At 68.7% G+C, this 18802-nt stretch carries 15 protein-coding genes and 1 pseudogene; all 16 read left to right on the forward strand.

Annotated features, from left to right (window positions below; translation table 11 throughout):
• Window positions 1-506, forward strand: a 506-nt coding sequence (locus tag ACFE7D_RS07465) for an outer membrane protein assembly factor BamD (protein ID WP_375394801.1), incomplete at its 5' end; no start/stop codon positions are given.
• Between the two features lie 53 nt (window positions 507-559).
• Window positions 560-1036: pseudogene (mraW, locus tag ACFE7D_RS07470) on the forward strand (16S rRNA (cytosine(1402)-N(4))-methyltransferase); the annotation flags it as partial.
• Window positions 1033-1653 carry a hypothetical protein gene (locus tag ACFE7D_RS07475; RefSeq protein WP_375394802.1) on the forward strand — a complete coding sequence of 207 codons (621 nt, stop codon included), beginning with the start codon at window positions 1033-1035 and terminating at the stop codon, window positions 1651-1653. The pseudogene mraW and the gene ACFE7D_RS07475, both read left to right, overlap by 4 nt.
• Window positions 1650-3386 carry a peptidoglycan D,D-transpeptidase FtsI family protein gene (locus tag ACFE7D_RS07480; RefSeq protein WP_375394803.1) on the forward strand — a complete coding sequence of 579 codons (1737 nt, stop codon included), beginning with the start codon at window positions 1650-1652 and terminating at the stop codon, window positions 3384-3386. Before ACFE7D_RS07475 ends, ACFE7D_RS07480 begins: the two co-directional genes overlap by 4 nt.
• On the forward strand, window positions 3383-4798 hold the full coding sequence (locus tag ACFE7D_RS07485) for a UDP-N-acetylmuramoyl-L-alanyl-D-glutamate--2,6-diaminopimelate ligase (RefSeq protein ID WP_375394804.1): 1416 nt from the start codon (window positions 3383-3385) through the stop codon (window positions 4796-4798). Before ACFE7D_RS07480 ends, ACFE7D_RS07485 begins: the two co-directional genes overlap by 4 nt.
• Window positions 4799-4925: 127 nt before the next feature.
• Window positions 4926-6296 (forward strand): UDP-N-acetylmuramoyl-tripeptide--D-alanyl-D-alanine ligase, encoded by a 1371-nt coding sequence (gene murF, locus ACFE7D_RS07490; protein ID WP_375394805.1) that lies wholly within the window; start codon window positions 4926-4928, stop codon window positions 6294-6296.
• Window positions 6296-7366 (forward strand): phospho-N-acetylmuramoyl-pentapeptide-transferase, encoded by a 1071-nt coding sequence (gene mraY, locus ACFE7D_RS07495; RefSeq protein ID WP_375394806.1) that lies wholly within the window; start codon window positions 6296-6298, stop codon window positions 7364-7366. Before murF ends, mraY begins: the two co-directional genes overlap by 1 nt.
• Entirely contained in the window at window positions 7363-8763 is a 1401-nt protein-coding gene (murD, locus tag ACFE7D_RS07500) for a UDP-N-acetylmuramoyl-L-alanine--D-glutamate ligase (protein WP_375394807.1), read from the forward strand. The genes mraY and murD overlap by 4 nt, the downstream gene beginning before the upstream one ends.
• Window positions 8760-9986: an FtsW/RodA/SpoVE family cell cycle protein gene (locus ACFE7D_RS07505; RefSeq protein ID WP_375394808.1), complete on the forward strand. Its 1227-nt coding sequence runs from the start codon at window positions 8760-8762 to the stop codon at window positions 9984-9986. The genes murD and ACFE7D_RS07505 overlap by 4 nt, the downstream gene beginning before the upstream one ends.
• On the forward strand, window positions 9983-11134 hold the full coding sequence (gene murG / locus ACFE7D_RS07510) for an undecaprenyldiphospho-muramoylpentapeptide beta-N-acetylglucosaminyltransferase (RefSeq protein WP_375394809.1): 1152 nt from the start codon (window positions 9983-9985) through the stop codon (window positions 11132-11134). The genes ACFE7D_RS07505 and murG overlap by 4 nt, the downstream gene beginning before the upstream one ends.
• 142 nt (window positions 11135-11276) lie before the next feature.
• Window positions 11277-12764, forward strand: a complete 1488-nt coding sequence (gene murC, locus ACFE7D_RS07515) for a UDP-N-acetylmuramate--L-alanine ligase (RefSeq protein ID WP_375394810.1) — start codon at window positions 11277-11279, stop codon at window positions 12762-12764.
• 8 nt (window positions 12765-12772) lie between these two features.
• Complete coding sequence (gene murB, locus ACFE7D_RS07520; RefSeq protein ID WP_375394822.1) at window positions 12773-13750, forward strand: UDP-N-acetylmuramate dehydrogenase; 978 nt, start codon at window positions 12773-12775, stop codon at window positions 13748-13750.
• Window positions 13751-13895: 145 nt separating this feature from the next.
• Complete coding sequence (locus ACFE7D_RS07525) at window positions 13896-14816, forward strand: D-alanine--D-alanine ligase (protein WP_375394811.1); 921 nt, start codon at window positions 13896-13898, stop codon at window positions 14814-14816.
• Window positions 14813-15769, forward strand: a complete 957-nt coding sequence (locus tag ACFE7D_RS07530; protein WP_375394812.1) for a cell division protein FtsQ/DivIB — start codon at window positions 14813-14815, stop codon at window positions 15767-15769. Before ACFE7D_RS07525 ends, ACFE7D_RS07530 begins: the two co-directional genes overlap by 4 nt.
• A gap of 3 nt (window positions 15770-15772) precedes the next feature.
• Window positions 15773-17035, forward strand: a complete 1263-nt coding sequence (gene ftsA / locus ACFE7D_RS07535; RefSeq protein WP_375394813.1) for a cell division protein FtsA — start codon at window positions 15773-15775, stop codon at window positions 17033-17035.
• A 114-nt stretch (window positions 17036-17149) separates the two neighbouring features.
• Window positions 17150-18715, forward strand: coding sequence for a cell division protein FtsZ (ftsZ, locus tag ACFE7D_RS07540; RefSeq protein ID WP_375394814.1), 1566 nt, complete (start codon window positions 17150-17152; stop codon window positions 18713-18715).
• Window positions 18716-18802: the final 87 nt, after the last annotated feature.

Genomic DNA, 18802 nt, shown 5'->3' on the forward strand with positions numbered 1-18802 from the left:
ATACCTTCATCCGCGAGAATCCGACCAACCCGCGGGTCGATTACGCCTACTACATGAAGGGCCTGGTGTACTTCGAGCGGCAGTCCAACTGGCTGGAGCGTCGCTTCCGGGTCGACCTGTCGCAGCGCCCGCCCATCAACGCCAAGAAGTCCTTCGACGCTTTCCAGCAGCTGATCGAGAAATATCCTCACAGCCAGTACGTCACGGACGCGCACCAGCGCATGGTCTACCTGCGCAACCGCCTCGCTGATTTTGAACTGCACGTGGCCCTGTACTACATGAAGCGCGGCGCTTACGTCGGGGCGCTTAACCGGGCCAAGTACTGCGTGGAGAACTACGACGGTGCACCGGCAGTGCGCGGATCGATGAAGGTCATCGTCGACGCCTACCGGGCGCTGCACATGCAGGATCTGGAGGCGAACGCGGCCAAGGTCTACGAGACCAACTTTCCCGGCTCCACCACCGAGGTCGAGCCAAAGAAGCACTGGTGGCGGCGGATCCTCTAGATCAGCGGGCCTTGTAGCCGCTGGTGATCGGGTAACGCCAGTCGCGGCCCAAGGCGCGGCCGCTGACGCGCACCGGCGAACTGGCGCACGTCGTCCGCCGCGCGCTCGGCCACAAGCCGCACGACAAGAAGGACCCGGCCACGCGGACCTTCCAGGCGATCCGCATCCATGTGAACCGCGAACTGGACGAACTGGCGGACGGTCTGGCGGCGGCGGAGCGTGTGCTGAAGCCGGGCGGGCGGCTGGCGGTCGTCACCTTCCACAGCCTGGAGGACCGGATGGTCAAACGCTTCCTGCGCGACCGCTCCGGTGCCGCGCCGGCCATGTCGCGGCATATGCCGCAGGTATCGGCCGGCCCCGCGCCGACGTTCGAGAATGTAGGACGCGGCGTTCGCGCAGGCGATGACGAAGTGGCGCGCAACCCGCGCGCGCGCTCCGCAACCCTCAGGACGGCGCGGCGTACCCATGCGCCCGCCTGGAATAATGGGGCCTGGCCCGACGATATCGGACATGAAGAGGTGATGGCATGACCGCTGCATATCGGTTGAAGGGTCTCGGTTGGTTCGCGGCTTGCGTGGCGGTGACGCTCGGCTTCTATCTGGTGTCGCTGCAGGTTGCGTCGGAACGCAAGAAGCTGGAGGCGGTCGACAGCCGGATCGGATCGGCGCGGCGCGACATCCGCGCGCTGGAAACCGAATTCGACACCCGCGCCAACCTGACGCAGCTGGAGAAATGGAACGGCGACACGCTGGCGCTCGCCGCCCCCGCCGCCGGGCAGTTCGTTCGCAGCGAGGCGCAGCTGGCGGCGATCGACGTCAACGCGGCGGCGGTGCCGGGCACCGCGCAAGCGGTCGCACTGGTCGTGCCGTCCGCGCCGCCGGCGTTCGCGCCCGCGACGCCGATCCCAGCCACGGTCGCCCCGGTCCCCGCCACGGTCGTTGCGCACGCCGACATCGCCGCGCCTCGCCCGGCGGTGCATGCCGCGACGCTGCATGACGAGCCGATCCCCGTCGCCGCCGCGGCGAAGCCGAAGTTCGTCGCATCGAAGCCGGTTGCGGTCGCGATGCTCGACCACAAGCTGCTGTCGGACCATACGCTGGGCGATATCCTGTCCGGCGCGCGCGCCGAGGCCGGTCACCGGCGTTGACGGTCGTCGTCGCCCGGCCGACGCCGCAGCGGCGATCCGCCGGCCAGCGCCACGCGCTGGTCGCGACAGCGCATATGCGCCTGATGATGCTGATGCTGTTCTTCGCCGCGGCGGTCATGGTGGTGATCGCGCGGCTGGCGATGCTGGCGATCGTCGATGGCCCCGCGGACGAGGCGGCACGCGTCGCGACGATCGCCGCCAGGGGGGATATCGTCGACCGCAACGGCCAGCCGCTGGCGCGCACGATCGACGCGTGGACGATCGCGGTGCATCCCAGGCAACTGATCGGCGACCCGATGGACATCGCCGCGCGCCTCGCCGCGCTGATGCCCGACCGCGGCGACCAGGCGGCGTTCTACCGGCTGCTGACGTCGAAGGTCAGCTTCACCTATCTCCAGCGCCGCGCGTCACCTGCCCTGGTCGAACAGGTCAACGCGATCGGGGAGCCGGCGATCGTCTTCGCGCGCGAAACGCAGCGGCTGTATCCGCAATCCTCGCTCGCAGCGCATGCGCTCGGTTTCCTGTCCACCGACGGCCACGGCATGTCGGGGATGGAGCGCGTGCTGGACCAGCGGCTGCTCGATCCGACGAAGAACGGCCAGCCCGTCGCGCTCTCGATCGATACGCGCGTGCAGGCGGCGATGGAGAGCGAGCTGGGCCGGGCGGCCGCGACGTTCCAGACTCGCAGCGCCACCGGCATCGTGCTGGACGTGCACAGCGGCGAGGTGATCGCGCTCGCGTCGCTGCCCGTCTACAACCCCAACCGGGTCGGCATGGCCGGCAGCGACGAACTGCGCAACACCGCGACGCAGAGCGTGTACGAGCTGGGATCGACGTTCAAGCCGATCACCATGGCGGCGGCGATGGACGGCGGCGTCGTGACGTCGATGGCGCGGCGTTTCGATGCGACGGTGCCGATGAGGATCGGCGGCTTTACGATCCACGACGATCGCGGCGACGAACAGAGACGCTGGCTCAACATCCCGGAAACCCTGGTCTATTCGTCCAACATCGCCACCGCGCGGATCGCCGATGAGGTCGGTTCGGCACGGATGCAGGCAATGTTCAGGAAACTGGGCTTCGATACCAAGCCCGACATCGAACTGCGCGAGAAGGCGCATCCGCTGTGGCCGAGCTTCTGGGCACGGACAACGGTCATGACCAGCGCTTATGGCCACGGTATCGCGGTAACGCCGCTGCATCTCGCCAGCGCCTATGCCGCTTTGGTAAATGGCGGCATCTGGCGGCCGGCGACGCTGATGAAGGTCGCCCCCGGCCATGAGGCGGCGGGCCGCCGTGTGATCGGCGAGGCGACGAGTGCGCGTATGCGGCAATTGTTGCGGCTGATCGTGTTGCGCGGGACCGGGCGCAAGGGCGATGCGCCCGGCTACCGCGTGGGCGGCAAGACCGGCACCGCCGAGGCCGCGGTTGCTGGTGGATACGACCACCACCGCAATGTCGCGACCTTCGCGGCGGCTTTCCCGATGGAGGCGCCGCGCTACGTCGTGCTCGTAACCCTCGATTCGCCTATCGGTACCAGGGAAACCGCGGGCTTCAAGACTGCGGCCTGGAACGCGGCACCCGTCGTGGGGCGGGTGATCGCACGGACCGGATCGATGCTTGGCGTCATCCCCGACTTGAACAACGATATCGACGAGAGCGAATTGCTGCCTTTGCTGTGGCGCGGGTCGGGCAAGGAGGCGGCCGGCAAATCGCCGGGCTCGGTCGAATGAAGCTGGGCGCGTTGACCGGGGGTGGAGAGGACAGCGTCGTCACCGGCTTCGCGATCGATCATCGCAAGGTCGCGCCGGGCACCGTCTTCGGCGCGTTCCGCGGGGCCGCGGTCAATGGCGAGGATTTCATCGCCGATGCGGTGAAGGCGGGCGCGATCGCGGTCGTCGCGCGGCCCGAGGTGATCGTGCACGGCGCCGCGCATATCGCCGACGCGTCGGCGCGCGAGGCGTTCGCGCACCTCGCCGCACGATTCTTCGCGCCGTTCCCCGCTACCGTCGTTGCAGTGACGGGCACCAACGGCAAGACCTCGGTCGTCGAGATGACGCGGCAATTGTGGCGGATGACGGGGTGTCATGCCGCCTCGATCGGTACGCTGGGCGTGACGACCGCCGAGGAGCGGACCGGTACCGGGCTGACGACCCCCGACATCGTGACCTTCCTGTCCAACGTCGCCGGGCTCGCGCGCGAAGGCGTGACGCATCTGGCGTTCGAGGCGTCGAGCCACGGGCTGACCCAGTATCGCACCGAAGGCCTGCCCGTCGCGGCGGCGGCGTTCACGAACCTCAGCCGCGACCATCTCGATTATCACGGCGACATGGCGAATTACCTGACCGCCAAGCTGCGGCTGTTCTCCGAAGTGCTGGCCCCCGGCGGCACCAGCGTCGTTTGGGCGGACGACGTGCAGTCCGCGCGCGTCATCGACCTGGCGCATGCGCGCGGCAACCGGTTGCTGACTGTCGGGGAGCGCGGCGATGCGCTGCGGCTGGTGGGGCGGACGCCGACGTTGCTGGGGCAGGGGCTCACGATCGCGGCGGACGGGCGGACCTTCACGGTCCAGCTGCCGCTGATCGGCGCGTATCAGGCCGCCAACGCGCTGGTCGCCGCCGCATTGGTGATCGCGACCGGCGGCGACGTAGCGACGACGCTGGCGAACCTCGCGCGATTGCAGCCGGTGCGCGGACGGCTGGAGCGCGCGGTGATCGCGGCGAGCGGCGCGCCGGTCTATGTCGACTATGCGCATACGCCGGATGCCGTCGAGGCGGCGATCGCCGCGCTGAAGCCGCATGCGGGCGGACGGCTGATCGTCGTGCTCGGTGCCGGCGGCGACCGCGACGCCGGCAAGCGCGAGGCGATGGGCGCGGTCGCGGCGGCGCGCGCGGATGTGGTCATCGTGACGGACGACAATCCGCGGAGCGAGGATCCGGCGGCGATCCGTGCGGCGGTCCTGAAGGGCGCGCCCGCCGGGACGGAGATCGCGGATCGCCGCGAGGCCATCGCCGCCGCGATCGCGCAGGCGGGGGCAGCGGACATCGTGCTGATCGCCGGCAAGGGGCACGAACAGGGGCAGATCGTCGGTGATCGGGTGTTGCCGTTCGACGATGTCGCCGTGGCGCGGGAGTTCGGGGGGTGACCATGCGTGATCATCCGTCATGCCGGGCTTGTCCGGGCATCCATCGTGCCGCAAATTCTGACGCCGTCGAATGCGCGGCACGATGGGCCCCGGCACAAGGCCGGGGTGACGAAGGGGGCGTTCGGCGATGAACGGCCCCCTATGGACGTCCGCGGAGATCGCGGCCGCCACCGGCGGCATCGCATCCGCCGACTTCGCCGTCTCCGGCGTCGCGTTCGACTCGCGCGAAGTCGGGCCCGGCGACCTGTTCGTCGCGATGAAGGGCGAGGCAACCGATGGGCATCGCTTCCTGGATCGGGCGTTGGCGCAAGGCGCGACGGGTGCGATCGTTTCGGAGGCGACCGGGCACCCCCATGTCCGGGTGAACGACGGCTTCGCCGCGCTTCAGGCGCTCGGCCATGCCGGCCGGGCGCGGACCGGGGCCAGGATTATCGGCGTCACCGGATCGGTGGGCAAGACCAGCGCCAAGGAGGCGCTGTTCGCCGCGCTCGACCGGTCGATCCCCGGACAGGTCCACCGCTCGGTCAAAAGCTACAACAACCATACCGGCGTGCCTCTGAGCCTCGCCCGGATGCCGCGCGGCGCAAAGATCGGCGTGTTCGAAATGGGCATGAACCACGCGGGCGAACTCGCCGACCTGACCCGGATGGTCCGGCCCGATGTCGCGATCGTCACCGCGATCGCGCCGGCGCACACCGAATTCTTTCCGGACGAAAGCGCGATCGCCGACGCCAAGGGCGAGATATTCCAGGGCCTCGAACCCGGCGGCACCGCGATCGTCCCCTTCGACAGCCCGCACCGCGACCGCCTGATCGCCGCCGCCCGACCCCGTGCCGCGCACATCGTGACGTTCGGGCTGAACGACGGTGCCGATGTCCGCGCGATCGAGGCGATGCGGTTGCCGACCGGCACGTTCATGACCGCGCGCGTTGGCGACGAGGAATTGAGCGTCACGATCGCGCAAGCCGGCATGCACTGGGTGTCGAACGCGCTGGCGGTGCTGGCGGCGGTGCAGGCAGTGGGTGCCGATCCGGGGCTCGCCGGGCTGGCGCTGGCCGATCTCGGTGGGCTTGCCGGGCGCGGAGCGCGACGGACGATCCCGGTCGATGGGGGCGAGGTATTGCTGATCGACGAAAGCTACAACGCCAATCCCGCATCGATGGCGGCCACGTTGGCGGTGCTGGCGCACGAACCCGGTCGCCACGTCGCGGTGCTCGGCGAAATGCGCGAGCTGGGCGCGGCGTCGCCGGCCTATCACGCGGCGCTCGCCGAGCCGATCCTGGCGGCCAACGTCGAACGGGCGCTCCTGGTCGGCGAAGCGATGAAGCCGCTTGCCGAAGCGCTTGAGGGGCGCATCGATTTCGTCCATGCCCCCGACACGCAAGCCGCACTCGTGTCGCTGCGGCAGATGCTGGCGGCGGGCGACACCGTGCTCGTCAAGGGATCGAACGGGGTCGGGCTGGCGCGATTGGTGGCCGGGCTCGGGGGCGTGACATAATGTTGTTCTGGATCGCCAAGCATTTCGGGTTCGAAGGGCTGCTTAACCTCATCCGCTACCAGACCTTCCGCACCGGCGCGGCGGTCGCGACCGCGCTTGTCATCGGGCTGATCATCGGGCCGAAATTCATCGGCTGGCTGCGCGTGCGCCAGGGCAAGGGGCAGCCGATCCGCGCCGACGGCCCGCAGACGCATCTGGCCAAGCGCGGTACGCCGACGATGGGCGGGCTGATGATCCTGACGTCGATGGTGCTGGCGATCCTGATCTGGATGGACCTGACCAATCCCTATGTCTGGTCCTGCCTTTTCGTGACCCTCGGCTTCGGCGCGATCGGGTTCATGGACGATTACGACAAGGTGCGAAAGGCGAGCACCACCGGCGTGTCGGGCCGGGTGCGGCTGCTGATGGAGTTCGCGGTCGCCGGCATCGCCGCGGTCGTCATCATGCAGTCCAACGGTCCGCATCTGTTCCTGCCGTTCACGACGCGGATGTACCTCGACCTGGGATACGCGTTCCCGATCTTTGCGGCGTTCACGATCGTCGCGTTCGGCAATGCGGTGAACCTCACCGACGGGCTCGACGGGCTGGCGACGATGCCGGTCATCATCGCCAGCGTCGCGTTCATGGTCATCGTCTACCTGGTCGGCAACGTGAAGTTCGCCGATTATCTGGGGATCCCGCACGTGCCGGGCGCGGGCGAGCTGGCGATCTTCTGCGGCGCGGTGGTGGGGGCGGGGCTCGCCTTCCTGTGGTTCAACGCGCCGCCTGCGGCGGTGTTCATGGGGGATACCGGGTCGCTGGCGCTGGGCGGGGCGCTGGGAACGATCGCGGTGGTGGCGCATCACGAGATCGTGCTGGGGATCATCGGCGGGTTGTTCGTGGTCGAGGCGCTGTCGGTCATCATCCAGGTGTTCTTCTACAAGCGCACCGGCCGGCGCGTGTTCAAGATGGCGCCGATCCACCATCATTTCGAACAGCTCGGCTGGAGCGAGCCTACGGTGGTGATCCGCTTCTGGATCATCGCGCTGGTGCTGGCGCTGGCGGGGCTGTCGACGTTGAAGCTGCGGTGATCGTCGCGCGCGCCTGGGCGGGGAAGCGATACGCGGTGCTGGGGCTGGCGCGGTCGGGGGCGGCGACGGTGCGGGCGCTGGTGGCTGGCGGGGCGAGCGTGGTTGCTTGGGATTCGGATGAGGCTAGGCGCGATGCAATCCTCCCCCGCAAGGGGGAGGGGGACCGCGAAGCGGTGGAGGGGGCGGATGCCATGAGCTTCGCGGCTGCCTCCCCCTCCGTCACGCCTTCGGCGCGCCACCTCCCCCTGGCGGGGGAGGAATTGACCATCGCTGATCTCGACGCGATCGACCTCACCACCTTCGACGCGCTCGTCGTCTCCCCCGGCGTTCCGCTCAACACCCACCCGCTCGCCGCCAAGGCGCGTGCGGCGGGCACTCCCGTCATCGGCGATATCGAACTCTTCGCCCAAGCCCGCGCCGATCTCCCGCCGCACAAGGTCGTCGGCATCACCGGCACCAACGGCAAGTCCACGACCACCGCGCTCGTTCATCACATCCTCCAGACCGCGGGGATCCCGAGCCTAATGGCCGGCAATATCGGCCTGCCCATTCTCGCCGCCGAACCGCTCCCCGAAGGCGGCGTGTACGTGCTGGAACTCTCCAGCTACCAAATCGACCTGACGCAGACGCTCGACTGCGACGTCGCGGTACTGCTCAACATCACCCCGGACCATCTCGACCGCTATGACGGCTTCGACGGATACGCCGCCAGCAAGGCGCGGCTGTTCGCGATGCAGTCGCCGACCAACGAGGCGGTGATCGCGATCGGCGATGCGCCCTCCGCCGTGATCGCGCGTGGCCTCTCCGCGCGGGGCGAGCACCTCACCAAGATCGCGCCGGGGGTGTGCATGGACCAGTCGCGCTGGCCCGCATTGCAAGGCCCGCACAACGCGCAGGACGCGCTCGCTGCGATCGCGGTCGCCAAGGCGCTGGGCGTCGCGGAAGCTGCTATCGATCGGGGGCTGGAAAGCTTCGTTGGGCTGCCGCATCGGATGGAGACCGTCGCCACGCGGGGCGGCGTCGCGTTCGTCGACGACAGCAAGGCGACCAATCCGGAAAGCACCGCGCCGGCGTTGGGGGCATTCGCGCGAATCCACTGGATTTTGGGCGGGCAGGCGAAGGGCGACGATCTCGACGCCTGCGCGCCCTATCTCGACCATATCGTCGCCGCCTATACGATCGGCGACGCGGCGCCGTTGTTCTTCGACCTGCTGAAGGGCCGCGTCCCGGCGGTCGAGCAGGCGGGCGATCTCGCCACCGCGGTCGCGCACGCCGCGGCGGCCGCGCGGGCCGGGGATACGGTGCTGCTGTCGCCGGCCGCCGCCAGCTTCGACCAGTTCGCCGATTATGCCGCGCGCGGCGAGGCGTTCCGTGCCGCCGTGGAGGGGCTGCCATGACCGATGTCAGGATGGACCGTCGCGCCGGGCTGATGGCGAAGGTGCGACAACGCGGCGGGCGCGGGGACCGGTCGCCGCTCGGCACGTGGTTCTTCGATATCGACCGGATGCTGCTGCTGCTGACGTTGTTCCTGATCGCGATCGGGCTGGTGGCGGTCGCCGCCGCGTCGCCGGCCAGCGCGGTCCGCTATTCGGGCGAACACCACAAGATCGCGCCGTTATTCTATTTCTGGCGGCAGTTGCTGTGGGTCGCGGTGTCGCTGCCGGTCCTGTTCGGCATGTCGATGCTGCCGCTCGCGACCGCGCGGCGGATCGCCATCATCGGCGCGGGCGTCTTCGTCGTGTTGCTGGCAGCGACGCCGTTTGTCGGCGTGTCGGTCAATGGTGCCCGGCGCTGGATCGGGTTCGGCTTCGCGCAGTTCCAGCCGTCCGAATTCCTGAAGCCGCTGTTCATCGTGACCGTCGCGTGGATATTGTCGCTGAAGGCGAAGGACGACGAACTGCCGACCGTGCTGATGACGGGGGCGATGACCGGCGGCGTCGCGGTGCTGCTGATGCTGCAGCCCGATTTCGGACAGACGGTGATCTTCTGCACCGTCTGGCTCGCGCTGCTGATGATCGCGGGTACGCCGACGAAAGTGCTCGTCGGGATCGTCGCGCTGGTGCCGGCGGGGCTGGTATCGGCCTATATCTTCTACGGCGTGGCGCGGTCGCGGATCGACGCGTTCCTGTTTCCCGCGGTCGACGGCGAGGGCGCGGCGGACCATTTCCAGACGAACGCGGCGCATACGACCCTGGTCGCGGGCGGATGGTCGGGGACGGGGCCGGGCGGTGGCGCCGCGAAGTTCGGTCTGCCCGAGGCGCATACCGATTATATCTTCTCGGTGATCGGCGAGGAATTCGGGCTGATCGCGTGTTCGATCATCGCGCTCGTCTTCCTGGCGATCGTGGTGCGCGTGTTCGTCAAGCTGCTGGACGAACAGGATGAATTCAAGCTGCTCGCCGCGTCCGGGCTGGCGGTGCAGTTCGGTGCGCAGGCTTTGGTGTCGATGGCGGTCAACACCGGGCTCGCGCCGTCCAAGGGTATGACGCTGCCGTTCATCAGCTATGGCGGATCGTCGATGATCGCGCTTTCGATCGGCATGGGGTTGCTGCTGGCGCTCACCCGGCGCAATCCGTTCCTGACGCGGAGCCCCTATGTCGTTCGCTGGAGCGGTAGATGAGTAAGCATTTCGTCCTGGCGGCCGGTGGGACCGGAGGTCATATGGTTCCCGCTGCGGCGCTTGCCGCGGAACTCACGAAGCGCGGCCACCGGGTCGCACTGGTCAGCGACGCGCGCGGCGTGCGCTTCCCCGGATTGTTCGCGGAGGGTCCTGGGGGCGTCCAGACGCATGTCCTGCCTGCCGGTCGACTGAGCGGCGGGCCGATCGGCTGGGCGAAGGCGGCGCGCGAGATGTGGCGCGGGCGCGGGATGGCGCGCGAGCTGTATCGTAACTTCAGGCCGGCGGCGGTCATCGGTTTCGGCGGCTATCCGGCGCTCCCCGCGCTGTTGGCGGCGTTCGCGGAAAAGGTGCCGACCGCGATCCATGAGCAGAATGCGGTACTGGGCCGGGTCAATCGGCTGGTCGCGCGAAGGGTGGACGCGATCGCGACGTCCTATAGCGAGGTCGAGCGGCTGAAGCCCGGCTTCGCGGGCAAGGTCCATGACGTCGGCAATCCGGTGCGCGCCGAGGTGCTGGCGCTGCGGGCGAAACCCTATCCGCTGCTGGAGGAGGACGGCATCTTCCGCGTGCTGGTGACCGGCGGGTCGCAGGGTGCCAGCATCCTGTCGAAGGTCGTCCCAGACGGACTCGCGATGCTGCCCGTGACGTTCCGGCGGCGGTTGCAGGTGACGCACCAGGCACGGATCGAGGATATCGACGCGGCGCGCGCGCAATATGCCGCGCACGAGATTCCCGCCGAACTGGCGACCTATCTGCCCGACCTGCCCGAACAGCTTGCCTGGGCGCATCTGGTGATCGCGCGCGCAGGCGCGTCGACGCTCGCCGAACTGACCGCGGCCGGCCGCCCGGCGATCCTGGTGCCGCTGCCGAGCGCGACCGACGACCATCAGACGGTGAACGCGCGCGAGATGACGAAGGCGGGCGGCGCGCGGACGATCACGCAAGGAGAGTTCACCGCGGTAGAACTGGCGAAGCAGATGCAGAAGCTTGGGCTCGACCCGGCCGCACTGGAAAACGCCGCCGCGCGGGCCAGGGGGTGCGGGCGACCGAACGCGGCTAGCGACCTGGCCGATCTGGTCGAGAGCCTGGACGCGCCGCGCGTGCGGCTGCCGGTGACGACGCCGCGCCCGAAGGAGGCGTTCGCGTGAGGGCCCTTCTTCATTCCTCCCCGGGACGGGGAGGGGAACCATCCGCAGGATGGTGGAGAGGGCTCTCCACGACCTGCACCGCCTGTGGAGAACCCCCTCCACCAGCTTCGCTGGTCCCCCTCGCCTTCCAGGGGAGAATTTAATGAAAGGCGTCGCGACCGATATCGGCACGATCCACTTCGTCGGGATCGGCGGGATCGGCATGTCGGGCATCGCCGAGGTGATGAAGAATCTCGGCTACAGCGTGCAGGGGTCGGACGTGGCCGAGGGCTATGTCGTGCAGGGCTTGCGCGAGAAGGGCATCCCGGTTGCGATCGGGCATAGCGCGCACAACCTCGGCGATGCGGCGGTCGTCGTCGTTTCCACCGCGATCGTTCGGTCGAACCCCGAGATCGAATGCGCGCTGGAACGGCGAATTCCCGTCGTGCGCCGGGCGGAGATGCTTGCCGAACTGATGCGCCTGAAATCCACCGTTGCGGTCGCGGGCACGCACGGCAAGACGACCACCACCTCGATGATCGCCGCGATCCTGGACGCGGGCGGGGTCGATCCGACCGTCATCAACGGCGGTATCATCAACAGCTACGGATCGAACGCGCGGCTGGGCGCGAGCGACTGGATGGTGGTCGAGGCGGACGAGAGCGACGGCAGTTTCCTCAGGCTCGACGGCACGATCGCGGTCGTGACCAATATCGATCCCGAACATCTCGATCATTACGGCTCGTTCGACGCGGTCAAGGACGCGTTCGTCGCCTTCATCGAGAACGTCCCTTTCTACGGCGCGGCGCTGATGTGCCTCGATCACGTCGAAGTTCAGGGCATATTGCCGCGGCTGCGCGACCGGCGCGTCGTGACATACGGTTTCTCCGCGCAGGCCGATGTCCGCGGCGTCAACGTAACGCCGATCCCGGGCGGCAACCGGTTCGAATGCATCGTCCGTGCGCGCGACGGTTCGGTGCGGTCGATCGAGCATATCGAACTGCCGATGCCCGGCCGCCACAATGTCCAGAACGCACTTGCCGCGATCGGCGTGGCGCTGGAGCTGGGGATCGACGACGCGACGATCCAGCAGGGCTTCGCCAAGTTCGGCGGGGTGAAGCGGCGCTTCACCAAGGTCGGCGAGATCGCGCTGGCGGGCGGCGCGGCGACGGTGATCGACGATTACGGGCATCATCCGGTGGAGATTCGCGCAGTGCTGGCCGCGGCGCGCGAGGCGGTTTCGGGTGGCCTGCCCCCGGCAGGCCAAGATCGTGCCGGGGGCACGATCGACCGAAACCGGGTCGGGCGGGTGATCGCGGTGGTGCAGCCGCACCGCTATTCGCGGCTCGGCAGTCTGATGGAGGATTTCCAGACCGCGTTCAATGACGCCGACCGGGTATTGGTGACGCCCGTTTATGCCGCGGGCGAAGCGCCGGTCGAGGGGATCGATGCGGAGGCGCTGGTCGAAGGGCTGAAGCGCCGCGGCCACCGGTTCGCGACGACCGTGGCCGACGCGGATACGCTGGCGGTGGAACTGGCGGCGACGATCCAGGCGAACGACATTGTGGTGTGCCTGGGGGCGGGCGACATCACGAAATGGGCCGCCGGGCTGGCGGATGCGGTGGCGGCGCGCGTCGAGGTGATGGCGTGAGTGGGACTATTTCATCTCCCCTCCCGTTTACGGGAGGGGTAGGGGGTGGGCGCTCCCCATCAACGAGGTATCCGGTAGCGAGCGAGCGCCCACCCCCAACCCCTCCCGCTTGCGGGAGGGGAGTCTCGGTCGAGCCCGGCGGCTCGCTGGCGGCGTTCATCTGGTTTCGCACCGGAGGCCCCGCGGAGTATCTCGTGCGGCCGGATACGACCGACGACCTCGCCACGTTCCTCCGCACCCTCGACCCCGAAACCCCCGTCCTCCCGATCGGCGTCGGCTCCAACCTCATCGTCCGCGACGGCGGCGTCCCCGGGGTCGTCGTCCGCCTGCCCAAGGCGATGGCAAAGGTGTCGATCGAGAACGGCTGCGTTCGCGCAGGAGCGGCGGCGATGGGGATTACCGTCGCCAGCGCGGCGCGTGATGCGGGGATCGCGGGGCTGGAGTTCCTGCGCGGTATCCCCGGCACGGTCGGTGGCGCGGTGCGGATGAACGCGGGCGCCTATGGCCGCGATTCGAGCGATATCCTGGTCGAGGCGACCGTCGTGACCCGTGACGGGTCGGCGGCGGTCTGGCCCGCCGCGAAGCTGAACTACCGTTATCGCCATTCGGACCTCCCGGCGGGCGCGGTGGTGGTCGAGGCGGTGTTCGCCGGCACCCCCGGCGACCCTGCGACGATCGGCGCGGAGATGGACCGTATCGCCGCCGAGCGCGAGGCGTCGCAGCCGCTGCGGTCGCAGACCGGCGGATCGACATTCAAGAACCCGGATGGCCACAAGGCGTGGACCTTGATCGATGCCGCCGGCTGTCGCGGGCTTCGGCATGGCGGCGCGCAGGTGAGCGAGAAGCACTGCAATTTCCTGCTGAACCTCGGGGCTGCATCGAGTGCCGAGATCGAGGCCTTGGCCGAGGAGGTCAGGGATAGGGTGAAGGCGCATTCGGGGGTGACGCTGGAATGGGAAATCCAGCGGGTGGGGATCGTGGCGTGAGGGGGCTTCTTCAATTCCTCCCCGGGACGGGGAGGGGGACCATGCGAAGGATGGTGGAGGGGGCGGGCCACAAGCTGCACCGCCCGCTGAGAACCCCCTCCACCAGCCTGCGGCTGGTCCCCCTCCCCCTCCGGGGGAGGAATTGATGTCGGGTCTTCACATCGTCGTTCTCATGGGCGGCTGGTCCGCCGAGCGCGAAGTGTCGCTGCTCTCCGGCACCGGCGTCGCCGACGCGCTGGAGTCGCTCGGCCACTGCGTGACCCGGATCGACATGGGGCGCGACGTCGCGGCGCGGCTGGCCGAGGCGAACCCCGATCTGGTCTTCAATGCGCTTCACGGCACGCCGGGCGAAGACGGCAGCGTCCAGGGGATGCTGGACCTCATGGGGCTGCGCTACACGCACAGCGGGCTCGCCACCTCGGTCATCGCGATCGACAAGGTGCTGACCAAGCAGGCGCTCGTCCCCCACGGCATCCCGATGCCCGGTGGGCGGGTCGTCAAATCCGCCGACCTGTTCGAAGGCGATCCGCTGGCGCGACCCTATGTCCTGAAACCCGTCAACGAAGGCTCGTCGGTCGGGATCGCGATCGTCACCGCGGACGGCAATTACGGGAACCCGATCGGCCGCGACGTCGCGGGACCGTGGCAGGATTTCGCGGAACTGCTCGCCGAGCCCTATATCCGCGGTCGCGAGCTGACGACCGCGGTGCTAGGCGACCGGGCGCTGGGCGTCACCGAACTCAGGCCCAAGAGCGGTTTCTACGACTACGACGCCAAGTACACCGACGGGATGACCGAGCATGTCTTCCCCGCGCCGATCCCCGACGCCGTCACGGAAGCGTGCAAGGCGCTGGCGCTGGAAGCGCACCGGTTGCTGGGTTGCAAGGGCACGAGCCGCTCCGATTTCCGCTGGGATGACGATCGCGGGGTGGCGGGCCTGTTCCTGCTGGAGGTCAACACCCAGCCGGGCATGACCGAACTGAGCCTCGTCCCCGAACAGGCGCGGCATACCGGCATGCGCTATGCCGAACTCGTCCAGGCGATCGTCGACGAGGCGCTCAGGTGAGCCGTACGATCAAGCGCGGCCCGCCGCCCCGTCGTCCGCAGCCTCGGCGCAAGCAGCCGGTTCGCAAGGTGTCGGCGATGGATCGGCTGGTCGGGGCATTGCCGGTCAGCGAGACGACGCTGCGCAAGCTGACGACATGGACGATCCTGGGTGCGGTCGGCGTTGCGGCGCTGGTCGCGGCGAGCCTGGCGGGCGTACCCGGCATGGTCGGCAGCGCGCTGGCGGAGGGCGCGGGGCGTGCCGGCTTCCGGGTCGAGCAGATCGAGATCACCGGCCTGAAGCGGATGGACCGGATGAGCGTCTATGCGGTCGCGCTCGACCAGAAATCGACCGCGATGCCGCTCGTCGATCTGGCGGGGGTGCGCGATCGGCTGCTGCATTATGGCTGGATCGCCGATGCGCATGTCTCGCGTCGGCTGCCCGACACGCTGCTGGTAGATATAGTCGAGCGTACCCCCGCCGCGGTGTGGCAGGATAATGGCCAGCTGACGCTGATCGACGCCAAGGGCGTGCTGCTGGAGCCGGTAAAGTCCGACGCGATCCCCAATTTGCCGCTCGTGATCGGTCCCGGTGCGGACTTGCAGGAGGCGAGCTACCAGACCCTGCTCGCGGCCGTGCCTGCGCTGAAATCGCGGGTCACCGCGGCGACCTGGATCGGCAACCGGCGATGGGACTTGACGTTCGACTCGGGCGAGACTCTGCTGCTGCCGGAAGAAGGGGCGGACCGGGCGATCATGAAATTCGCGGCATTGCAGGGAGATCGACCGTTGCTCGGGCGCGGCTGGCTGCGGTTCGACATGCGCGATCCGGCGAAGCTCGTCGCGCGCAAGCCGGGTGCCAGCATGGCGCGCGAGGTGGCCGATCCGGGCGATGCCAAGATCGACGCGAAGACGAACGACAAGACGACGGGGGCGGTCGCTGGGGCCGGCCACTCGGCAATCGGGGAAGGCTAGGGCATGGCGAAGGCCGCACCGGAAGGACTCATCACCGCGCTGGATATCGGATCGTCCAAGGTGTCGGCGATGATCGCGCAGAAGGGCGATGGCGGCGAACTGATCGTGCTCGGCACCGGCCAGCGCGAAAGCCGGGGCGTCAAGCGCGGCTATATTGCCGACATGGCCGCAACCGAGGCCGCGGTGCGCGAGGCGGTCGAGCAGGCTGAACGCATCGCCGGGATCAACATCGAGAATGTGTGGGTCGGTTTCTCCGCAGGTGGCCTCGTGTCCGACGTCGCCGAGGTCGAGTTCGAACTGGGCGGCCACCGCGTCGAGCAGCAGGACATCGACGCGCTGCTGGCGGCGGGGCGCAATTCGATCGATCCGCAGGGCCGGATGGTACTGCACGCGCAGCCAGCGCTCTATACGCTCGACGGGCTGACCGGGGTGAAGAAGCCGCTGGGGCTGCATGCCGACCGGCTTGGGGTCCATATCCATGTCGTCGCCGCGGACGGATCGCCGGTGCGCAACCTGGACCTGTGCGTCCGGTCGGCGCATCTGGAGGTGAAGTCGATCATCGCCTCCCCCGTCGCGACCGGTCTCGCGTGTCTCAGCGAGGAGGAGCGCGAGCTGGGCGTCGCGCTGGTCGAGATGGGGGCGGGAATCACCAACGTGTCGCTGTTTGCGGGCGGGATGCTGGTCGGTCTGACGTCGATTCCCGTCGGCGCGCAGGACATCACCGACGACATCGCCTCCGCCTTCGGTACCCGGCGGCAGAATGCCGAGCGGATGAAATGCTTTCACGGTTCGGCCAATGCGTCCCCGCGCGACAATCACGACATGATCCCGGTGATGCCGATCTCCGCGGAGGACGGTGCCGGGGACGGGATGCAGATCACCAAGGCGCAGTTGATCAGCGTCATCCGCCAGCGGCTGGAATATCAGATGGGCGAGGTGCGCAAGGCGCTGACCGCGCTGAAGTTCGAGGGGCCGGTGGGGCGGCAGGTCGTACTGACCGGTGGCGGCGCGGAACTGAAGGGCGTGGCGGACTATGCGCAGGCCGCGCTGGGCCGGTCGGTCAGGATCGGGCGTCCGCGCGGGCTGACCGCCTTGCCCGAGGCGCATGGCGGGCCGGCGTTCGCGACGCTGGCGGGCCTGGCCTTCTACGCCGCGACCGATCCGGTCGACCTGCGCGCGCTCGCGCCGCAGCCGCAGACCGTCCATCGGACCCGCGGGCTCGGCATGTTTCGCAAGCTGCTGCAGACGGCGCGCGCGAATTATTGACGAAACATGACGCACTTGCGCTTTCGGCTGGCACCTTGCCATCCGATCGGGCATCAAGGTTAATCAGGGGCCGGGCGTGGCGTTCCACCGGGCAAGGGGCTGGAGATACAGGCGATGAGCATCGAATTCCTTTCTCCCGAAGTGGACGAACTCACCCCGCGCATCGCGGTGATCGGCGTCGGCGGCGCGGGCGGCAATGCGATCGCGAACATGATGCGCGCCGACGTGCAGGGCGTGGACTTCCTCGTCGCGAACACCGACGCGCAGGCATTGAAGCAATCGACTGCGCCGCAACGCATCCAGCTTGGCGCGAAGATCACGCAAGGACTGGGCGCGGGCAGCCGCCCCGAGATCGGCCGCGCCGCCGCGGAGGAGACGATCGACAGCCTGGCCAAGCAGCTCGAGGGCACGCACATGGTCTTCATCGCCGCCGGCATGGGCGGCGGTACGGGGACGGGCGCTGCACCGGTGATCGCCAAGGCGGCGCGCGACATGGGCATCCTGACCGTCGGCGTCGTGACCAAGCCGTTCGCGTTCGAGGGCAATCGCCGTGCGAAATCCGCCGATGCAGGCATCGAGGAACTGCAGAAATACGTCGATACGCTGATCGTCATCCCCAACCAGAACCTGTTTCTGATCGCCAATGCGAACACCACCTTCAAGGAGGCGTTCACGATGGCGGACGAGGTGCTGCAACAGGGCGTGCGCGGCATCACCGACCTGATGGTCATGCCCGGCCTCATCAATCTCGACTTCGCCGACGTCCGCTCCGTGATGCAGGAAATGGGCAAGGCGATGATGGGCACCGGCGAAGCGTCGGGCGACAACCGCGCGCTGGAAGCGGCGCAGAAGGCGATCGCCAACCCGCTGCTCGACGGCGTGTCGATGCAGGGTGCGAAGGGCGTCATCATCTCGATCACCGGCGGCGACGACATGCGCCTGCTCGAGGTCGACGAGGCGGCGAACCATATCCGCGACCTGGTCGATCCCGACGCGAACATCATCTGGGGTTCGGCGTTCAATCCGGAGCTCGAGGGCAAGATCCGCGTGTCGGTCGTCGCCACCGGCATCGAGGCGACCGCGCGCCCCGCGGCGGTCGCCGAACCGACCCGCAGCTTCAGCTTCGGCGGCGCGCGCAAGGGGGAGGAGACCGCCACCTCGTTCCGCCCGAGCGAACCCGCTGCGCCAGTCGCGACCGCGCCGGTCGCCGAACCGGCCTCGGCCCCAACTCCCGTCGCAGCGGCGCAGGACCATGCCGACGCCGCAGCCGCAGCCGCAGCCGCCACCGCCGACGCCGCAGCCGCCGATGCCAGGCCCGAGACCACGGATGCAGCGGACGAGGAACTGGTGCTCGGTGCGGAGACGATCGTGTCTGCCCCGCCGCGCACGTTCGACGACGGGGCGTTCGGTGCCTCGACCCCCCCGATGACGCCGTCCGCCGCTGCCCCGGTACCGTCCTTCGGCACGCCATCCGCCGATGGTGGCCGCCGCCGCTGGATCGCACCGGGGGCCGAAGCGCCTGCCGCCGCCGAACCGGCGGCGACGCCGCGGGTCAAGCTGGGCGGAACGCTGTTCGAACGCATGTCCAACGCCGCGCGCGGTACCGCGCGCGAGGAGGATGCGCCCGAAGATCCGCCGCTCGATATCCCGCGCTTTCTGAACCGGCAGAATAACCAGTAACAATGATACCCCTCCCCGGCGAAGGCCGGGGCCCAACGGGGAAAGCCGGCGTAGCGAAGGGCATCGCGTCGTAACCATCGTCGCGCT

It is taken from the genome of uncultured Sphingomonas sp. (genome assembly GCF_964244235.1).
GTDB lineage: Bacteria > Pseudomonadota > Alphaproteobacteria > Sphingomonadales > Sphingomonadaceae > Sphingomonas.

Coding starts and splice junctions, on each gene's coding strand:
- murG (WP_375394809.1), top strand. CDS start 9,983: ATGAGTAAGCATTTCGTCCTGGCGGCCGGTGGGACCGGAGGTCATATG.
- murC (WP_375394810.1), top strand. CDS start 11,277: ATGAAAGGCGTCGCGACCGATATCGGCACGATCCACTTCGTCGGGATC.
- ftsA (WP_375394813.1), top strand. CDS start 15,773: ATGGCGAAGGCCGCACCGGAAGGACTCATCACCGCGCTGGATATCGGA.
- murF (WP_375394805.1), top strand. CDS start 4,926: ATGAACGGCCCCCTATGGACGTCCGCGGAGATCGCGGCCGCCACCGGC.
- ACFE7D_RS07525 (WP_375394811.1), top strand. CDS start 13,896: ATGTCGGGTCTTCACATCGTCGTTCTCATGGGCGGCTGGTCCGCCGAG.
- ACFE7D_RS07505 (WP_375394808.1), top strand. CDS start 8,760: ATGACCGATGTCAGGATGGACCGTCGCGCCGGGCTGATGGCGAAGGTG.
- mraY (WP_375394806.1), top strand. CDS start 6,296: ATGTTGTTCTGGATCGCCAAGCATTTCGGGTTCGAAGGGCTGCTTAAC.
- ftsZ (WP_375394814.1), top strand. CDS start 17,150: ATGAGCATCGAATTCCTTTCTCCCGAAGTGGACGAACTCACCCCGCGC.
- ACFE7D_RS07485 (WP_375394804.1), top strand. CDS start 3,383: ATGAAGCTGGGCGCGTTGACCGGGGGTGGAGAGGACAGCGTCGTCACC.
- ACFE7D_RS07475 (WP_375394802.1), top strand. CDS start 1,033: ATGACCGCTGCATATCGGTTGAAGGGTCTCGGTTGGTTCGCGGCTTGC.